The following is an 18626-nucleotide window of genomic DNA, read 5'->3' on the forward strand; positions in this document are numbered from 1 at the left end:
TAGGCCTGCCGCCAGCGTTCAATCTGAGCCATGATCAAACTCTTCAATTAAATATATCGAAATATGAATCGTCGTTGTGACACTCTTAACGAGTGCCCACACAGATTGTCTTGTCTAAATTTTTAAAGAACATTCACTTGAAGCCGTTGCTTCTTAGTGACTCACCCTGTTCGAGTGAGGTGCGCATTATACGCTGGAAGTTTTCGTTGTCAACACTTTTTGAAAATTTATTTTCTGAAGCGCTTCTTCTAAACTCCCGTCTTTACTGACCTATAAAGGTAGTAGAGACTTACTTCAGGAGGCTTGCTGTTTTGCTTTTCCCCCGAAGCGGATGCGCATTTTAGGGAAATGAGCGCTCACGTCAACACTTATTTTGAAAAAGTTGAAAAAACTGAACTAACCGTCTATTTTTCGCTCAAATGTGATAATTAGTAGACAATATGGACTAATTACTAATAGGATAGGAATTCAGATCCTATAAAGTAGTAGTTCTTAAAGTAGTATTTGATCCTGCCGTTATTATATTAATGCTTAATATTAGCGATAGATATTAAGGCTTGCGTAAAGGAATACGTATAAGAATGTATATAAGCGTAAATGACCTATGCTTTGTGTTCTTTATAAATGTATTAATACTGGTGGTGTCAGAAATTGACTACGCAATAATTATAAAGGTGGGTTTATGTTACGAACTCTTACACTGCTGTCTGCGGCAATACTAGCAACTCATGTTAGTCATACAGCAATGGCACAAGAAGTATCCTCAAATGATGTTGTTCAGCCACCCGCGTCAGCGAATGTAGAAAGCGCTGATCAGTCAAATCATTTTCAAACCGCCTTCTTAAGACGTCAAGTAAACCAAACTATGTCGGTTGGCCGAGCAATCAGTTCAATCGCTGGTCATTATCCGCAAGAGATTGTGTCTATTGTGGATATTGCTTTAGATACCTATCCAGACAAATACAGAGAGATCATTTTTGCTGCTATCTCTGCACAACCTGCGTCTACTGAAGAGATTGTACAGCTGGCTATTGAGAAAGAAGTAAGTAGCTGCCCTAACATTGTTCAGTTAGCGATAAAAGCAGAGCCGACTTATGTCGACTTTGTTGTGCAGGCTGCTGCGGTTTCAACACCTGAAGAGCTAGATGAGATTGTACGCGTTGCCGTGCTTACTCAACCTGACGCAGCAGACAGTATTGTTCAGACATTGTCGCAAGAACATCCAAATAAGATTGTCGATATCATGACAAGCGCATTGAATGCTGTTCCTTTTGTTGGTGAGTATGTAGTGGATGCGCTTCTGGCCGTGTTTCCTAGCGAAGCAGAAACGGTAGTTGAAACGGCAGTGAGAGAGTCTGCGCGGCAGCGTGAACAAGTAATGCGTATTTTAAATACTGCGCAACACGCGGGTGTATCTCAGGATAAGTTAAAAGAATACGCTATGTCTGCCGGACTAAGCGAAGACGACTTTAATAGTGCACTGGGCAATTAACCGCCTACTAATTGATTTTTAAAAAAACGGCGTATTGACTTACTCAATACGCCGTTTTTGTTTATAGCTGTACTAGTATCTTCAACCCATACCTGCTTTTTAACAACAAGCAGCAAGCGATAGCAACCAAGCCTACTCCACAATTAAACTCGATGTTTTCAAAAAAGCTCAGTTGTTAAGGGAGTGCAACATAGCGGCTTCTTTATAAAGGGTTAGTTCTGCCTTTAGTAAGTCCACTTTCGCTTTTATCTCTTTTATTCGGGCCTTAATTTCATTTTGTGCGCGCGCATTTAACACGAACATATCACTGTCACCTGCATCGAAACGTGTTTTTTCTACTTTAGAAAGGGTTTTCGCTAGCGCCGCATTTTCACTTTGAAGAGCAACAATGTCTTTCGCCTGCCCCCAATAAACTAGCGCTTGTTCAAAACGCTGAGTTATCGCTTGCTCAGTAGAGGTTAGCTTGTGCTCTAGCTCTCTTTGCTTTGACTGTAATTGGGCTTGTTCAGCTTTCGCCTTCCTGTTTCCTAAAGGGTAGGAAAACGACAGACCTACTTTTGTTTCGGTACCGTCTAAATTTGACGGACCAGAACCGATATCTCTTGCAACCGATGCTTTTAAATCTAACTTCGGCAATAACGCGTTACTAGCCAGCGCAGCCTTGTTATTTACCACCTGCTGTTCTAATTTCATCACATCAAGTTCAGGGTGATTACGAAGGGCATTGCGAAGAGTCATAAGCTGACCGTTACCAACCCAGAAAGGCCAGTTGATATCTTTAGGCGGATTCGCTTCATCTACTATCAACATATCTCCCTTAGGTGAACGCCAATAAAAAGAAAGCATTTGAGCATGTGCGTCTCGCTTTTGCTTAAGCTCGGCAAGCAAAAGGCGCTGTTGCAAAATGTTGGCTTTAAATTCTGTCAGCACAACATTGGCTAAATCTCCTTTCTCTACGCGGGTCACCAACGCTCTTTCACGTTGTGTTGCGGTGTTAAGCAACTCTGTAACGGCATTAACCTGCAATGCGCTTTCGTACCACGCAACATATTCACTAACCCCTTTGTAAACAAAGTCATTAATTAAACTTGTCGCTAACGCTTGCCATTGTGAAGTCGCTAGCCCTGCATTGGCTAACTCCGTTCTACGCTTATCCAGTTCTCTGTTTTTAAGTAGGGAGATGGCAATGCCCACACTAGCCTCGCCGCCAGACAAGGTTTCGTAATCGGCTTCGTACACTGGAAAATCACCGTCTGATATACGATACTCGGTATAAACTGAGCCATTAAAGTCTTCGAACGGATTAGAAAAGCGCTGCGTTAAATTAGTACCATCGTAATATCCGCTAACGCGGCTACTGGTTTTCTGCTCTATAAAAGGATCAAAACTGCTTCTTGCTATTTCTAACTCGGCTGCAGCTTGATAGTTTCCTTCATTTATCGCCCTAACGTAGGGATGATAGTTCACCATACTCTGGATAAGTGCATCGATTGATGGTGCTTGCCTAGTATTTTTGTTTTGCGCTGCTGCATCAGAAACATGAGTGCTAATAACCGCAAAAGTTGCAAGCACTGCTAATGTAAACCTTCGAATTACCATATTGATGCCCCAGCCCCCTTGGCTCCACCGGTAGTAGGCTCTTGCGTTGGCAATGGCGGGAAGTTGTTCAACTGTCGCCACATCTCGTAACCTAGACGCACCTCTTCTAATAACACCCACGCTTTAACCCGGCTACCCAAACGCGCAGAACTTTCAGCTGGCCAAGGAATATCAGACTCGTCAGGTCTAATCCACACGTTAAAATCGCCAGTAGCATTAGCAACAGGCTCTACATACACAACTTCACCACCAAAGGTACCTATTGCACTACCCGGCCATCCACTAAACTGAAAAACGGGCCAGCCATCAAATTGCAAACGCGCCTTTGCACCAGGCTTAACCAGCGGTGCGTCTAACCCTCTCACGGTAACGCGAACGCTGCGTTTTGCATCTGCTGGAATAAACTGCCCAAGAATATCGCCCGACTTTACGAACGTAGACACACCGCCTGATAGCAACCGAACAACCGTACCGTCAACGGGTGCATATTTAGTTTGCGTCGATTGGCGAGATAAAATCATGCTTACTTCATTAATTTCCGAAACAGAGGCGGCAGCTTTTGCTCGCAGTTCCTGCACTTTTATCTCGGCCTGTTCTACTTCTTTGCGTGAAACCAGCCCTTGCTCTTGCAGAGACTGTTGACGCGCCAGGTTGTTCTCAGCATTTCTTACTGCTGTTTCATTAGCTTGATTCTTTAAGTTCGCTGCTGAAAGCTGAGATCGCAGCTTCTCAAGTCGCTGCGCATCAATATCGATTAACGTAACGATTGGCTCGCCGGCTTTTATTTGTTGGCCTTCCCTTACGTGCCACTGCTTTACTTGTCCATCAACTAACGCATTTATTGGTTGAGTTCTGTCTTTAGGATCGAGCGAGTCGACCATACCGGTGCCATAAGCCGTTTGGATCCATGGTGTGAAATACAAAATTAATCCAGCTGCCAACACCAAGAAGATGATAACTCCGGTAATTACACGATGAAGCTTTGGCACTTTCAATGAAGGCAATGAAGTGATGTTATCTAAAAAGCGACGTTCTGCGTGATTCACTTACTCACCCTCCTTATTGTTCTTTAAAGCCGTGCTGCTCTCACTTGCGTTAGCAGCACTAATCGGTGACTCACCATTTGAATACTCATTTAACATTGCCGTTGCGTTATCGTGCAGATGCAACACACCTTCGAAACAATCTGGCAGTGGCATATTGGTAAAATACATGACGGTAAAATCATATTTACTTAAGCGTCGCAGAAGTCGCGCCCTCAACTCTACCGGTATTGCGTCGAAGTGCTGATTCAAAATGAGCAGCTTAGGTTTACCAATAATTGCGGCGGCAAGTTTAAGCAACAAAAACTCCAATGGCTGCAGCGGTGCCCCTAATACGGATACTTTAGTCTGCAAACCCTCTGGTAAGCTATCTATCACTTTGGTCATTTCTACTTCCTCAAGCGCTGCGCGAATATCAGCGATGGTTGCCTGAGGATGTGCCAACTTTAAGTAGCGCTCTACAGAAACTTCGATAATTAAAGAACGATCTAGAATGGTAACGGCCTGCCGTAACTCATGGGTGTCGTAATCGTTTAGACTAAGTTCTCCTAACAAGATGTCGCCCGATTTAACGCGGTCATATTGCTTCAGCAATCCTAGCAGTTGCTTCTGCACCCAACTTTTATCAGTAGTAACAAAATACTTAGTGCCAGGTTCGAAGATAACATTGAGGTGGCACGCATCATTACCATGTTTAAGTTCAACATCGTTAAACACCAATTTAGAAGAAGCTGGTATATGTTCCGACGTATTGAGCTCTTCCTGCGGCATGTCAAGAGCGCCACCCAGCTTCTCGGCAGCGCCATATAACTCATAGTAAAGTTTTAAATATTGGGTAAAGCGAGACAGCCCAAAGAAAACAGCAGACATCACAAGCTCAGCAGCCACTAGCTGACCGATAGAAAGCTCGCCTTGTACAACCAGAACACCACCGATACCAAGTAGCGAAGCACTCGCCACGGCATACATCAATAGAAACATAACCACCTGCGAAAAGGTGTAGTGAAAGTGGCTTTTGTGCTTTTTCACATAGTTACTGATATAACCTTCGGTGCTGCGCCCTGCGTATTCAACATGATCAGCTGACTTAAAGAATTCGTGAGCAGTTGCAATATCGTGTAGCCACTTTGCAGAATCGTATTTCGCGTTAGACAATTCAATAGCCGTGCGCTTAGCACCACGCCCCCAAATTTTCCAAACCGCATACATGGTAAGTAAAAGCACCACATTAAACGCGAAAAGCGCTGGGTGGTAGAATGATACTAGAGTGAAACCTACCAGCATCTGTAGTACAAGCGCGAAACCATCAATCATTAAAGACGGCATATTCTTTTGAAAAGTCATTATGTCGAAGTAGCGCTGTGTAATGCTAACGTTTTGTCGACCTTCAAAAAAACTGTGGGGCGCGAGAATAGTTTTTAGCCCTAAGTCTGCGGTAAGACGGGCGTACACTTTACGCTCGTAGAACTCCATCACTCGCATACGCAGCGCGCTAAATACGCCAGATATAAATAAAGTAAGAAATAGAATGACGGCCAATATGATAACTGCCCGAGTTGAACCGATATTGGCGATACTATTAATCAGCGTTTGAACCGCTATAGGTACCGCAAGGGTCATTAAACTAATTGCTACGCCGTATGCGATAGCAACCCAAAAAAAGCCAGCCTCTGGTTTCAATAGCGAAAATAAGGTCTTTCGCGTTTTACGTAAATCAATTGGTTTAGCCATAGTTATGTCTTCAATATACCGCTAGCTTAAAAATCAGTGACGCGCTGCTTTTAATCGTACAAAAACAACGCTAGATAGTGTATTGCAATAGTTAGTTAGAATAAATCTGTTATATTCTTAATAGTTCATCGAAAAAAATGGGGTCAGAGTACATTTTTTGCCCCTAATACCTTAATAATCGAGTAGCTTGTTGAAGTATGCATCACCTAAACTACCATCATTTATATTATTTCTATCTTGTTGCCCGTGAGGGTAGCATTGCGAAAGCCGCTAAATTACTCCACGTTACCCCGCAAACCGTAAGCGGGCAACTAAGCACCTTCGAAAATCAGTTAGGTTATTCTCTCTTTGATAGAATAAATAAGCGCCTATACCTGAACGCGAGAGGTAAAGTAAGTTATCAGTATGCCAGCGAAATATTTCATAAAGGTAATCAACTAGCTGAAATACTTAACAATAGCGATGAAGTGAATACGAAAGAATTTGTGATAGGTATTACTAATGGTATTCCAAAAGTGCTTTTTTACGACTTTGTGCATGCCACCATGCGTAGGTTTTCACAGGTTAAATACGTGATAAAAGAGGATAGCTTCGACGGTTTGTTGAAAGAGCTCGCCATTAACGCCATCGATTTCATTCTAGCAGACAGAGGCATAGCCCCTGGTACACAAATAAGCGCCAATAGTTTTTTCTTAGGCGAAAGTTCGTTGAGCTTCTTTGCTAAAGCACCGCTTACTGAAGAACAGACTTTTCCAGAGTGTTTAAATCAAATGCCGTTGCTAATTCAGGGGAATACTTCAGGAATACGGCAAGCACTTACAAGTTGGCTTGAGACACAACAGCTGTACCCCAAAGTGGTAGCCGAATTTGACGATACTGCTTTGCTTAAACTTTTTGGCAGCGAAGACTTCGGTGTTTTCTGCGCACCATCGGCAATTTCAAAGCACGTAGAAGAGCAATATGACGTGCACTGTATTGGTAACGCAAGCACACTAAATGAGAGATACTATGCCATTACTGGCAAAAGCCGTGCTGACTACACGATAAGTGAAGCGATTGTTGCCTCGGCTCGCGAAATTTTAGCGTGACGCTCTGAGTTATGGTGAGTTATGGGGTCAGAGTCGGGACTCTGACCCCAATGCTTCATATAGTCGCGTTTTAAACTGTTCTGAGCCAAGCGCCTTACCTATTTGACTGTATGTTCAAATACGCTCTATATCTTTATTTGAAAGTTCGTCTTGAAAAAGTGCGCTGTAAGACTTTTGCCGTGCTTCAGGATCTGTGCCCAATGATGTATATATTGGGTGCTCAGTGCATAATGAGGTGTGAACCCCACGTGCATTGCGATAATAGCTTGACCACTTATAATTAGCTGGGTGTTTCGCCAGGCCAGCTCTTACTGGATTGAGCTCAATGTAGCGTGACACAGTCATTAGGTATTTTTCTGAATCCACTACACAGGAACGAAAACGCCCTTCCCATAATGTTCCGGTGCGCTCATATTTTGCATTAAATCTTCTTACATACATTCGACCGATTGACTGCATCATTGCACTTACCCCCCTATTATCTTCTTGAGGTGTGCAAAGTAAATGCACATGATTTGTATCAATACCCAGACATGTATATGTATATTAAACTTTTTCGCCTAGACATTGAGCCATTTTACGTAAGCAATAAAGTCCGTTTCACTTAGAAAGCAATTAGAACGATTATTGCCGCGTTGAATAACATGTAAAGGGAAACCTGCTGGGGAAATCCTTCTCCTTCTTGCCATACTATAGCTCCGATTAGTCGTTATTACTTATCGATGATAAGTGGACTTTTGCGGAGTACAATCCTGTACCTAGAAAATCAGGCTCAAAGTTCAGCAATGAAGTTGTTGGAGTCAGTGAAGCACTTGTGGGTCAGAGTCATGACTCTGACCCCAATGCTTACTGCATGTTACGCTGCAACGCCATCATTTATGTTTTGCGAGTAGAAACTTAGCGTGAGTATTTTTTCTAATATGTAGCGTAGCGCATCGTTTATAGGTATAAGCTTATCGCCTAACTCGTAATCCAGTTGCGCCAGCTTTTGTCTACCTTCAGCAATCATTGGTGGTTTGCTGTTTGATATAGACATGGGGTCAGAGTAGTTACTCTGACCCCATGCTGGCTGTATAGCAATCAGCGCGGCCGCATACTTCTCTGGTACAGCTTGCTTAATTGGTTTACACACCGAAAGTGTGGCTTCGCCAGATTTGGTTTTATAACCTGCTGCACCGAACATACGGCAAATGCCAGGTCGGTATTCGTAAATTCCGCAGTAGCCTTCTTTACCATCCAAACTTAAGCGTTGATATTGTTTACAGGCGAAGCCGCTGTAGTTGTCTAGCTCGTCAAACGCCTGTTCAGCCCGTCCTGTATCAAACAGATGAAGTGCTAAAGGCAGCATCTCCAATGGCGAAACTTCAATGTCGGGGTTATTGCAACATGCACCACATTTCTCAACACAGTTTAGTGACTGGCTAGATTGATATGCACTGAATTCTTGGGAAAGAGATTGGTAAACATCCATCACTTGGCTGGACAGCTCACGCAGCCTATTCATAACGACTCCGCTAATAAAAGCAAACTAAAACGAAACGAAGTTCATACTGGGTAATATGGCAGGTAGCATGAACTCAACACTTTGTTTACTGGTTTTAGTAACCAGTGAACAGATAGCATTGGAGGCAGAAATGTACTCTGACTCCATAATTTAAAGCATGCTTCTTCCCCGCCGGGTGTGAGTAAGCTTAAGGCTTGATGGCAGGGGGTGAATTGGCACGGATTTTATTTTGAATTTAGGGGGTTGGGAAGTTTTTTGTGAATGATCTTTGTTGATTAGAGATACCGCAGCATTAATACGATAGGTATTTGGTTTGGCTGCTTGTCATATTTTGGAGTTACAAGCGTTAGATATGAACTGAAAAGAGGACGCGATTGCAACTGTTGATTTTTTGAACTATTATTATAGCTAAGTTTAGCTAAGTCCATGAGAGGTTTTGAATGCAAGCTAATATGCATGAAGCAAAAAGTAAGTTATCCCAACTTGTCGAACGGGCAGAGGCCGGTGAAGAAGTTGTTATCGCCAAGTCGGGAAAGCCAGCAGTAAAGCTTGTGCCTTGTAAAACAGATAAAAAGCGCATTTTTGGGCAATTCAAAGGACAAGTTTATGCAACGAGGGACTTCGACTCGAAAGAGGTTAACGAAGATATAGCAAATATGTTTGGTTTGTAATGAAAAGGATCTTGCTGGATACCCACGTTTTAATTTGGTGGATGAGCGGTGATGAACAATTAGGTCTGAACGCTCAAAAGCACATTTCTAATACTGAAAACTCCATTTATGTTAGCTCTGCTTCTGTTTGGGAAATGTCGATAAAACAACAACTCGGAAAACTGTCGGTACCAGATGATATAGAGTCGCTTGTTGAAGAGCTTGGTTTCAGCGCATTGCCCATTAGTTTATTTCACGGCCAGCAAGCAGGAAGACTGCCAACGCACCACCGTGATCCATTTGACCGAATGCTGATTGCCCAAGCTCAAGCCGAAGGACTGCAAATATTAACGAAAGACGAACACTTTCCCGCTTACGGGGTCAGATTAATTAACGCTTTGAAATGATGCGTTGTAATTGTGGTATTGCACTGTTTTTATGTTCCCTATAACCCAGTATACTGAAATCAGAAAAAGCATTTAATAAATCAAGGAACGCTAATGAAGCCAGTTATTCTTGCAGGCGGCACGGGAAGCCGCTTATGGCCAAAATCTCGCGCCGCACTACCTAAGCAGTTTTTGTCACTCACTTCTGACAAAACGATGATTCAAGACACTGTACTAAGACTCAATGGCATAGAGTCTTTGCCACCTTCTATTATCTGTAACGAAGAACATCGATTTCTTGTTGCCGAGCAAATGCGACAAATAAGTGTCGATAACAGCGACATTCTTTTAGAACCAGTTGGTCGCAATACCGCTCCTGCTATTGCACTTGCTGCATTTCAAGCTTGCGAAAACGGGGATGATCCTGTTCTTTTGGTATTAGCCGCCGATCACTTAATAAAAGATAGCGATACGTTTCGTACCAAAATTAAAGAAGCCCAGGCTCTAGCTGAACAAGGTAAGTTAGTTACTTTCGGTATTGTCCCCACTCAGCCTCATACTGGTTACGGCTATATAAAAGCCGGAAACAAGCTGAATATTGGCTTCGATGTAAGTGAATTTGTTGAAAAGCCAGATATGCCTACCGCAACACAATACGTAAGTTCAGGTGAGTATTTTTGGAATAGCGGCATGTTTATGTTTAAAGCCAGTGCATTTTTAAAGGCGCTGGAAGTGCACGCACCTGACATATATTCGGTATGTAAAAAGGCGATTGAAAAAACCAAAAAAGATCTCGACTTTGTTCGTGTAGACAAAGACATTTTTGCTTCATGCCCAAGTGATTCTATCGATTATGCAGTGATGGAAAAAACTTCCGAAGCCGCGATGGTAACACTAGATGCAGGTTGGTCTGATGTAGGCAGTTGGTCGTCTCTCTGGGAGACGGGAGAGAAGGACGCAAATGGCAATGTAACTACTGGCGACACTTTATTAGAAGGCACCACCAACAGCTATGTGAACGCCGAGCACAGCTTGGTTGCAGTTATTGGTCTGGAAGACGTGGTTGTAGTTGAAACCAAAGATGCTGTTATGGTGGCGAATAAGAAAAACGCAGAACACATCAAAACCGTTGTGAACCGTTTGAAAGCTGAAAAGCGCCCTGAATTTGAGTTTCACCGCGAAGTTTTCAGACCTTGGGGAAGTTACGATTCAATAGACAATGGTGGACGCTTTAAAGTTAAGCGTATTACCGTGAAGCCAGGCGAAAAACTATCAGTTCAAATGCATCATCATAGAGCTGAACACTGGGTGGTAGTATCAGGTACAGCTAATGTGACAATAGGCGATGAAACGCAAATGCTAACGGAAAATGAATCTGTCTATATTCCTATTGGGGCGGTTCATGCATTAGAAAATCCAGGAAAGATTCCACTAGAGCTAATTGAAGTACAATCTGGAGCTTATCTTGGGGAAGATGACATTGTTCGCTTTTCTGACAGGTATGGGCGTTCTGATAAATGATCGTAGCCACATATTAGCTTGCTGAAACTAAAAGGCCAGGTTTGTAACCTGGCCTTTTTGGAATCGTGGGGTCAGAGAGTAATGACTCTGCCCCCAAAACTTGGGTTAATCAGCGTTGAACAAGTCGCGGCTGTATACTTTATCTAGTACATCTTCGATATCGCCCGTAACACGGTTCGCTACGATTACGTCAGAGATTTTCTTAAATTCGTCTAAGTCATTTACCACGCGAGAACGGAAGAACTCCTCTTCCTTAAGTACTGGTTCGTAAACTACAACTTCAATACCTTTAGCCTTAATACGTTTCATGATGCCTTGAATAGCACTTGCTCGGAAGTTATCAGAACCAGACTTCATAATAAGGCGATAAATGCCTACGATCTTGGGACCACGGCTAACAATTGAATCAGCAATAAAATCTTTACGGGTACGGTTGGCATCTACAATGGCCTGAATCATATTGTTAGGTACTTCACTGTAGTTAGCAAGCAATTGCTTAGTATCTTTTGGTAAGCAATAACCACCGTAACCAAAACTTGGGTTGTTGTAGTGATTACCAATACGAGGGTCTAAACCGACACCTTCGATGATTTGTTTAGTGTCTAAGCCATTACGCTCTGCATAGCTATCTAGTTCGTTAAAGTACGCTACACGCATTGCCAAGTAAGTGTTGGCGAAAAGTTTGATAGCTTCTGCCTCTGTACTGTCGGTGAATAAAACATCGATGTTCTCTTTTATTGCACCTTGCTGAAGCAGCTTTGCGAAAACCTCCGCGCGCTCACTACGCTCACCCACAATAATACGGCTAGGGTAAAGGTTATCGTAAAGCGCTTTGCCTTCACGCAAGAACTCTGGCGAAAAAATAATATTGTCAGAACCGAAGCGGGCTTTTGCGTCTTTAGTAAATCCTACCGGCACGGTCGATTTTACAATCATCACAGCATTAGGATTAATTTCCATCACTGTTTTGATAACCGCCTCTACACTACCAGTATTGAAGTAGTTAGTTTGAGGGTCGTAATCGGTTGGTGTTGCAATAACAACATAATCAGCATCTTTATACGCAACTTGTGCATCTAACGTGGCTTCAAGGTTAAGCTCTTTAGTTGTTAGATATTCTGAAATTTCTTTGTCTTCAATTGGAGACTTCTTGTTATTCAGCATCTCAACTTTTTCAGGAACTAAGTCGACCGCTTTCACTTCATTGTGTTGTGCTAACAACACCGCATTTGATAAGCCAACGTATCCAGTACCTGCTACCGCTATTTTATAATTGCTCATTGTTGATTCCATTTAATTGTTCAGTTCCAACTTCTAAATTAACTTCAAATTAGTTCTAATCGGAAAACTCTTCCTTCGTTTTAATAGAAAAGTTTTCTCTTAAGAGTGTAAGGTTCGGGCTGTATGCAGGGTCATGTTCAATGTACTTACCCCACTGTGCTTTTAGATATTCTAACTCTCGATTAAATCGTGCTGCTTTTGCTGGGGCATGGTCTAACCCTCTACTCACTGATTCATGATGATATAGTTCAGCCTCTGCACAATAAATATTCCGCAATCCCAACTCTTTCACCCTTAGGCAGAAATCTACATCGTTGAAAGCCACAGTAAGATCTTTTTCATTTAAACCACCTACTTCCACGAATAGCGACTTCCTTACCAGCAAACAAGCTGCTGTCACTGCAGAATAATTTTGCGTTGCAATTAAACGCTTCATATACCCTGGGTGGTATCTAGGGAAGTATTTATGTGCATGGCCTGCACCACCACCGTACCCTAAAACCACTCCAGCATGTTGAATTCTTCCATCGGAGTATAGCAATTTAGCGCCCACACACCCCACATCGCTACGCATGGCATGTCCCACCATACTTGTTAGCCAATGAGGGTTTATCACCTCAATGTCATTATTGATAAGCCCTATTACCGTACTATCATTGCAAGCATGTTGTACGCCAAAATTGTTAATTGCTGAATAATTAAATTCACCAGGGTAGCGAAGAACGCGGATCTTGTTATGTTTGTCTAACTCTGAAAAATAGTCGAGACTTTCTTTTTCATCAGAACCATTATCAATGAGTAATATTTCATAATTTTGATATACGGTTTTTTCTAATATGGACTCTATACAAGCTTTAACAAGTGCTTTGCCATTTTTAGTAGGAATAATAAGAGAAACTAAAGGTTCAGATTCAACGGGCCACTGAATAGTATTTACGGCAAGCTCTTCACTGTAAGATGGAATTGCAGGTATACAACTTTCTATCACTGTTCTAATATCAGCTAGACTTTCAATTGCCCTCTTTTTATTAAAGAAACGATGAACCAGTGTATAGGGTACGTGTTCAACTGACAGTTTTGGCTGCTTTAGCCATAGCTCTGTAACGAGTCCGGCAATTGACGAAGCGGCTACCAAGCTCTTTTTGAGCAAGGCCGCTTTACACATTACGCCCGTAAACACATAACCTGTAGAGAGCTGTAAATCCGGATTCCAATCAGGCAAAAAATGCGGGGAGACTCTTCGTTCTTTGGCGTCAATCTTATCGGTGTCACAATAAACAATATCAACGCCACTGTCGCATTTAAGAAACATATCAAAAGATACTTTCGATATTGTATCTCCGCTATTTAAAAGCAGAAGCTGCGTCGATTCATGTAAATCATTTACCGCTTCAGAAACAGTTGAAGCACACCTCACTGATTCGTCAACGTTATTTTGACAGACCACACAGATGCGTTCATGTTTTACGCCTGCTTGGGTAAGCGAGTCTAATGTTAAAGATAGACTTTTTGCCCCAAAGATAACAACCTGTATTTTGAAGTCGCTTTTATCAACAGGAGCTAGGCTTTGAAAATATTGCGCCTGTTGTTTGAGATAAGCACTGTACAAAGCCATACGTTTTTTTTCAGATGGAAAGCCATAAAAAAGTCCTGAACGTTGTAAAGAGCGGCTGTAAAACTCGGTAAGTTTATGGTTGCTTTTCAGCTTGTTTCTTACTGCTTTTGGTACTAAACCAACAGCGCCTTTAACCGTTAACATGGCCAATTTCTTCATACAGCTAACTCAATCCCTAACAGCGACATTTAACAACACTAGAAAACAAAAAAGCCGCAATTTTGCGGCTTTTCTATCATATCACGATTTATAGTGATAGGTATTAGCTTCCAGTACCTAAACGCTCACCTTGGTAACTACCATCAAGAACCGCTTTCCACCAACCTTCGTTCGCTAAGTACCACTCAACAGTTTTACGAATACCGCTTTCAAACGTTTCTTGCGGCTTCCATCCAAGCTCGCGCTCAATTTTGCTAGCATCAATTGCATAACGCATATCGTGCCCTGGGCGGTCTTGAACATAAGTAATCTGCTCAGCGTATTTGCTATCTTTTGGCTTAACTTCATCCAAAATTGAACAGATAGTTTGCACTACTTCAATATTCTGCTTTTCGTTGTGGCCACCAATGTTGTAGGTTTCACCGATTTCACCATTAAGCGCAACCACTACCAATGCGCGGGCATGGTCTTCAACATACAACCAGTCACGAATTTGATTACCTTTGCCATATACAGGCAGCGGCTTTCCAGCTAGTGCATTTAGAATAACTAGTGGAATAAGCTTTTCCGGGAAGTGGTAAGGGCCGTAATTATTTGAGCAGTTAGTTACAAGCGTTGGTAGCTTGTATGTGCGAAGCCACGAACGCACTAGCTGATCAGAGCTCGCTTTACTTGCTGAATAAGGTGAGCTTGGTGCATAAGGTGTAGTTTCCGTAAAGAGTGGAAGCTCTGTGCCTGGCTCAACTTCATCTGGGTGAGGAAGGTCGCCGTATACTTCATCAGTAGAAATATGATGGAACTTAAACCCTGCTTTTTTATCGCCTTCAAGTGCTGACCAATACGCTCTTGCTTGCTCAAGCAATGTGTATGTACCTACAACGTTGGTCTGGATAAACTCACCTGGCCCGTCAATTGAACGGTCTACGTGAGACTCTGCCGCAAGGTGCATAATAATATCTGGCTGGTGCGTATTGAAAACACGCTTTACTTCTTCAGCATCACAAATATCAACTTGCTCGAAGCTGTAGCGGTCGCTGCTTGAAACCGAAGTTAATGACTCTAAATTACCCGCGTAAGTTAGCTTATCTAAATTAACCACTGCGTGGTCAGTGTCGTTTATAAGATGGCGAACTACTGCAGATCCAATGAAGCCTGCGCCACCTGTTACTAAAATCGTTTTACTCATTTTCTTTTTACCAAAAATAATTCTGTTCTTGCCATTTAGGCTTTTAATTCATCTAGCATGCTAGCTAACTGCTTACGCCAGTGTGCAGGCTTACACGACGCAAATGCTTCACGCGCAGTTTGTTTATCAAGCACACTGTAGTGAGGACGTTTTGCAGGCGTTGGATATTGGCTTGAAGGGATAGGTAAAACCGGAATAGCTTTATCCAGTAAACCTTTATCAATGCCAAGCTCTTGAATAGCTAACGCAAAGTCGTACCAACTTGCTACGCCTTCGTCGGTCCAGTGATACACGCCACGGTTATTATTAACGGCGGCAGAAACACAAGCTTCAGCTAGACCCTTCGCCCACGTTGGTGTACCAATTTGATCATCTATTACAGCTAACTGAGGTTTATCAGCCATCAAGCGCAGCATGGTTTTCACAAAGTTATTGCCATGTGACGAGTAAACCCAAGCAGTACGAATTAGACAGCTAGCATCTGGCAGTATTTCAAGCAGCGCTTTTTCGCCTTCAGCTTTGGATGCGCCGTAAGCACCTTGCGGCTCGATAGGATCATCCGTTAAATAAGGCGAACCTTTGTGGCCGTTAAAGACATAGTCGGTAGACACATGAACCATAAAAGCGCCGTTTGCTTTACAGAATTTTGCTAAGTTCTTCACAGCAAACACATTGATGGCATTACACGCTTCTGTATCTTCCTCTGCCTTATCAACAGCCGTATAGGCAGATGCGTTTATTAAAACATCAACAGATAAAGGCGATAGCGTTTCTTTAACATTAGAGGCGTTCGTAATATCAATATCATTGCGCCCTAAAAACGTAACTTGATGCTCGCTATTTTCAAGTTCACGAGAGAGCTCAAATGCTAACTGCCCAGACTTACCTATTATTACAATATTCATTTATCGCTAGTACCCAATGACAATTAAAATGTAGGTGCGTCTACAAATGCCACCCCAGCTTCATCTTTCCCAGATAGCGAAGGTTTTTCTCCATTCACCAGAGGCCAGTCAATATTCAACGTTGGGTCATCATACTTTACCGATACTTCAGATTCCGGATGATAGTAGTCTGTGCATTTATACACGAACTCAGCCGATTCGCTGGTTACGTAAAAACCATGAGCAAAACCCGCTGGCACCCAAAGCTGACGTTTATTTTCTGCAGATAAAGTAACACCTACCCACTTACCATAAGTAGGTGAGTTTTTACGCATATCTACAGCTACGTCGTAAACTTCGCCGCTAACTACGCGTACTAATTTACCTTGAGTTTGCTCCATCTGATAATGAAGACCACGAAGAATACCTTGGCTAGATTTCGAGTGATTATCCTGAACAAAGTCTACATCCGCGCACTCTTTCTTAAACCAGTCAGTGCGAAAGGTTTCTAAGAAAAAACCGCGTTCGTCGCCAAAGACTTTTGGTTCAATAATTTTAACGTCGGGGATGTCAGTACTAATTGCTTGCATAAAATAATATCCGTTTCTTTTTATTTAACGCGATCGTGAATAACTTTCAGTAGATAATCGCCATAACCACTTTTCTTTAATGGTGCCGCTAGCTTTTCTAGCTGCTCGGCGTTGATATATCCCATTCTATAGGCAACTTCTTCTGGGCAGCACACTTTCAATCCTTGACGTTTCTCAATTGCCGCAACAAAGTTAGCAGCGTCTAGCAGTGAATCGAGCGTACCAGTGTCTAACCACGCAGATCCGCGTCCCATTAGTTCAACCTTTAGAGAGCCATCTTGAAGATATAAATTGTTCAGGTCGGTAATTTCCAGTTCGCCGCGTGGGGAAGGTTTTACTTCTTTAGCGAAATCTACTACACGATTATCGTAGTAATAAAGACCTGTTACGGCATAATTTGATTTTGGAACAGCGGGCTTTTCTTCAATAGAAAGCGCATTCCAATCTTTGTCAAAGTCCACAACACCATAGCGCTCTGGGTCGTGAACGTGATAGCCAAATACCGTAGCGCCATGCTCTTGTTGAAACGCATTTTGCAACGATAGTTTCAAGTCATGGCCGTAGTAAATGTTGTCGCCCAGTACCAATGAGCAGCTATCGTTGCCTATGAAGTCTTCGCCAATCAAAAATGCTTGAGCTAGACCATCAGGTGTTGGCTGAACCGCATATTGAATGTTCATGCCTAAAGAAGAACCATCTCCAATAAGGTCAATAAAGCGCTGCTGTTCTTCTGGGGTGGTGATAATAAGAACATCCCGAATACCCGACATCATAAGTGTTGTTAGTGGGTAATAAATCATGGGTTTGTCGTAAACTGGCATTAACTGTTTACTAACCACTTTTGTTAGTGGGTGTAGGCGAGTGCCTGACCCACCCGCTAGAATTATTCCTTTTCTCATTACTTACCTTCCTTAATTTCAGTAATCAATTCATCAAAGGAATTTATAACAAATAGAATTGATTTAACTAAATTTCCTTCTAAGTACCTATCTCCATTCCTTTCCATAAATTTTTTAGATAGGACAAATGTTCTCTCTTGTGACTCATAAAAACGCGCTAGTTTCTCTGAGTCACTCAGGAATTTCTTATCTCTAAGCTCAACTTCTTCTTTCGAAAACAAATGAACTTTTTGGCCAGTAGATAGTTGCATAAGCTTCTCTATCATCTTGCCCACCACTTGATAATCAACACCCTTCACATTAAAAAAGCGCACTATTTCAATTATATCTGAAGGAGGGCTCTTATTTTCTTTTGTGTTATCGCTGTACTCTAAGTGATTTTTATCAATCGAAAGGCTGCACAAAAAGTCCGTAATTAAATCATTGCTTTCTTTAACAGCCTCATAGTCTTTCAATATCAACTGTTTATTAGATAAATAAAAGAGTTTACTAACAAACTGAAAAGTGTCTAAACGTGACCTTTGATTCGCAAAAAACTCATCAATAGACTTCGCATAACCACTATATAAGACAGATGTTTTATAACTAGACTCAATGAAGTCTATAGTATTCCGAATATATAGCACTGGAATAATATTAAACTCACTAAAAAATTGAAACACGCTTTCAAACTCTGAGTCAGAGAGAATGTCAAATTCTTCTGACGATAATATTATGTTGTCACATCCAGACTTATCGATCTCGTCTAAGAGCTCTTTGAGGATCAAATTTTTATCAACAGATTCACGTACTCCTTTTACCTCGGGAATCCATTCGCTGTTTGCTACAAATGACCAAGCTACTAAATGATGCCCAAATCTCGCGTTTTCAGGGCGGCCTGCAACTGGATACAAATATCCGATTTCTCTCAGTTTATCTTGATTTTTATACAAGGCAACTTGGAGCGAAGTCGAGGCTGTTTTGTGCATCCCTAAATGTAGATATAAGTTCTTTTTCAT

The 18626-nt window shown here is 42.1% G+C and carries 17 protein-coding genes; 5 read left to right on the plus strand and 12 right to left on the minus strand.

What is annotated here, in order from left to right:
- The first annotated feature begins 682 nt into the window (after positions 1-682).
- Positions 683-1492 (plus strand): hypothetical protein, encoded by an 810-nt coding sequence (locus NO989_RS16705; protein WP_168534334.1) that lies wholly within the window; start codon positions 683-685, stop codon positions 1490-1492.
- A gap of 168 nt (positions 1493-1660) precedes the next feature.
- Here the strand turns inward: NO989_RS16705 and NO989_RS16710 are convergent, their stop codons facing one another.
- Genes NO989_RS16710 through NO989_RS16720 form a run of 3 tightly spaced genes read right to left on the minus strand, consistent with a single transcriptional unit; the run spans position 1661 to position 5865 of the window.
- On the minus strand, positions 1661-3172 hold the full coding sequence (locus NO989_RS16710) for a TolC family protein (RefSeq protein ID WP_371342907.1): 1512 nt from the start codon (positions 3170-3172) through the stop codon (positions 1661-1663).
- Positions 3085-4137 carry an HlyD family secretion protein gene (locus NO989_RS16715; protein WP_014977505.1) on the minus strand — a complete coding sequence of 351 codons (1053 nt, stop codon included), beginning with the start codon at positions 4135-4137 and terminating at the stop codon, positions 3085-3087. Before NO989_RS16715 ends, NO989_RS16710 begins: the two co-directional genes overlap by 88 nt.
- On the minus strand, positions 4138-5865 hold the full coding sequence (locus tag NO989_RS16720; protein WP_371342908.1) for an ABC transporter transmembrane domain-containing protein: 1728 nt from the start codon (positions 5863-5865) through the stop codon (positions 4138-4140).
- Between the two features lie 197 nt (positions 5866-6062).
- Here NO989_RS16720 and NO989_RS16725 point away from each other — a divergent pair, with 197 nt between their 5' ends.
- Positions 6063-6953, plus strand: coding sequence for a LysR family transcriptional regulator (locus tag NO989_RS16725; RefSeq protein ID WP_371342909.1), 891 nt, complete (start codon positions 6063-6065; stop codon positions 6951-6953).
- Between the two features lie 114 nt (positions 6954-7067).
- On the opposite strand, the gene NO989_RS16730 is transcribed toward NO989_RS16725, so the two are convergent.
- Positions 7068-7463 (minus strand): transposase, encoded by a 396-nt coding sequence (locus NO989_RS16730; protein ID WP_371342910.1) that lies wholly within the window; start codon positions 7461-7463, stop codon positions 7068-7070.
- A 346-nt stretch (positions 7464-7809) separates the two neighbouring features.
- Positions 7810-8457, minus strand: a complete 648-nt coding sequence (locus NO989_RS16735; protein ID WP_371342911.1) for a YkgJ family cysteine cluster protein — start codon at positions 8455-8457, stop codon at positions 7810-7812.
- A 440-nt stretch (positions 8458-8897) separates the two neighbouring features.
- On the opposite strand from NO989_RS16735, the gene NO989_RS16740 reads away from it, so the two are divergent.
- The 3 genes from NO989_RS16740 to NO989_RS16750 all read left to right on the plus strand — a co-directional run bounded on the left by NO989_RS16740 (position 8898) and on the right by NO989_RS16750 (position 11014).
- A complete protein-coding gene (locus NO989_RS16740; protein ID WP_371342912.1) occupies positions 8898-9128 on the plus strand; it encodes a type II toxin-antitoxin system Phd/YefM family antitoxin in 231 nt (76 codons plus the stop codon).
- Positions 9128-9514: a type II toxin-antitoxin system VapC family toxin gene (locus NO989_RS16745; RefSeq protein ID WP_371342913.1), complete on the plus strand. Its 387-nt coding sequence runs from the start codon at positions 9128-9130 to the stop codon at positions 9512-9514. Before NO989_RS16740 ends, NO989_RS16745 begins: the two co-directional genes overlap by 1 nt.
- Before the next feature lie 93 nt (positions 9515-9607).
- The gene (locus NO989_RS16750) at positions 9608-11014 is read left to right on the plus strand and encodes a mannose-1-phosphate guanylyltransferase/mannose-6-phosphate isomerase (RefSeq protein ID WP_371342914.1); all 1407 of its coding nucleotides are present in this window, start codon (positions 9608-9610) and stop codon (positions 11012-11014) included.
- A gap of 105 nt (positions 11015-11119) precedes the next feature.
- Here NO989_RS16750 and NO989_RS16755 read toward each other — a convergent pair whose 3' ends face one another.
- The 7 genes from NO989_RS16755 to NO989_RS16785 all read right to left on the minus strand — a co-directional run bounded on the left by NO989_RS16755 (position 11120) and on the right by NO989_RS16785 (position 18626).
- Positions 11120-12307, minus strand: a complete 1188-nt coding sequence (locus tag NO989_RS16755) for a nucleotide sugar dehydrogenase (RefSeq protein ID WP_371342915.1) — start codon at positions 12305-12307, stop codon at positions 11120-11122.
- Between the two features lie 43 nt (positions 12308-12350).
- Positions 12351-14069, minus strand: a complete 1719-nt coding sequence (locus NO989_RS16760; RefSeq protein ID WP_371342916.1) for a glycosyltransferase — start codon at positions 14067-14069, stop codon at positions 12351-12353.
- 103 nt (positions 14070-14172) lie between these two features.
- Positions 14173-15255, minus strand: a complete 1083-nt coding sequence (gene rfbB / locus NO989_RS16765) for a dTDP-glucose 4,6-dehydratase (protein WP_371342917.1) — start codon at positions 15253-15255, stop codon at positions 14173-14175.
- A gap of 35 nt (positions 15256-15290) precedes the next feature.
- A complete protein-coding gene (gene rfbD / locus NO989_RS16770; RefSeq protein WP_371342918.1) occupies positions 15291-16160 on the minus strand; it encodes a dTDP-4-dehydrorhamnose reductase in 870 nt (289 codons plus the stop codon).
- 23 nt (positions 16161-16183) lie between these two features.
- A complete protein-coding gene (gene rfbC / locus NO989_RS16775) occupies positions 16184-16729 on the minus strand; it encodes a dTDP-4-dehydrorhamnose 3,5-epimerase (RefSeq protein WP_371342919.1) in 546 nt (181 codons plus the stop codon).
- 20 nt (positions 16730-16749) lie between these two features.
- Positions 16750-17628: a glucose-1-phosphate thymidylyltransferase RfbA gene (gene rfbA / locus NO989_RS16780; RefSeq protein ID WP_371342920.1), complete on the minus strand. Its 879-nt coding sequence runs from the start codon at positions 17626-17628 to the stop codon at positions 16750-16752.
- Positions 17628-18626: a hypothetical protein gene (locus NO989_RS16785; RefSeq protein WP_371342921.1), complete on the minus strand. Its 999-nt coding sequence runs from the start codon at positions 18624-18626 to the stop codon at positions 17628-17630. The genes rfbA and NO989_RS16785 overlap by 1 nt, the downstream gene beginning before the upstream one ends.

The organism is Alteromonas sp. DY56-G5 (genome assembly GCF_041414725.1).
GTDB lineage: Bacteria > Pseudomonadota > Gammaproteobacteria > Enterobacterales > Alteromonadaceae > Alteromonas > Alteromonas macleodii.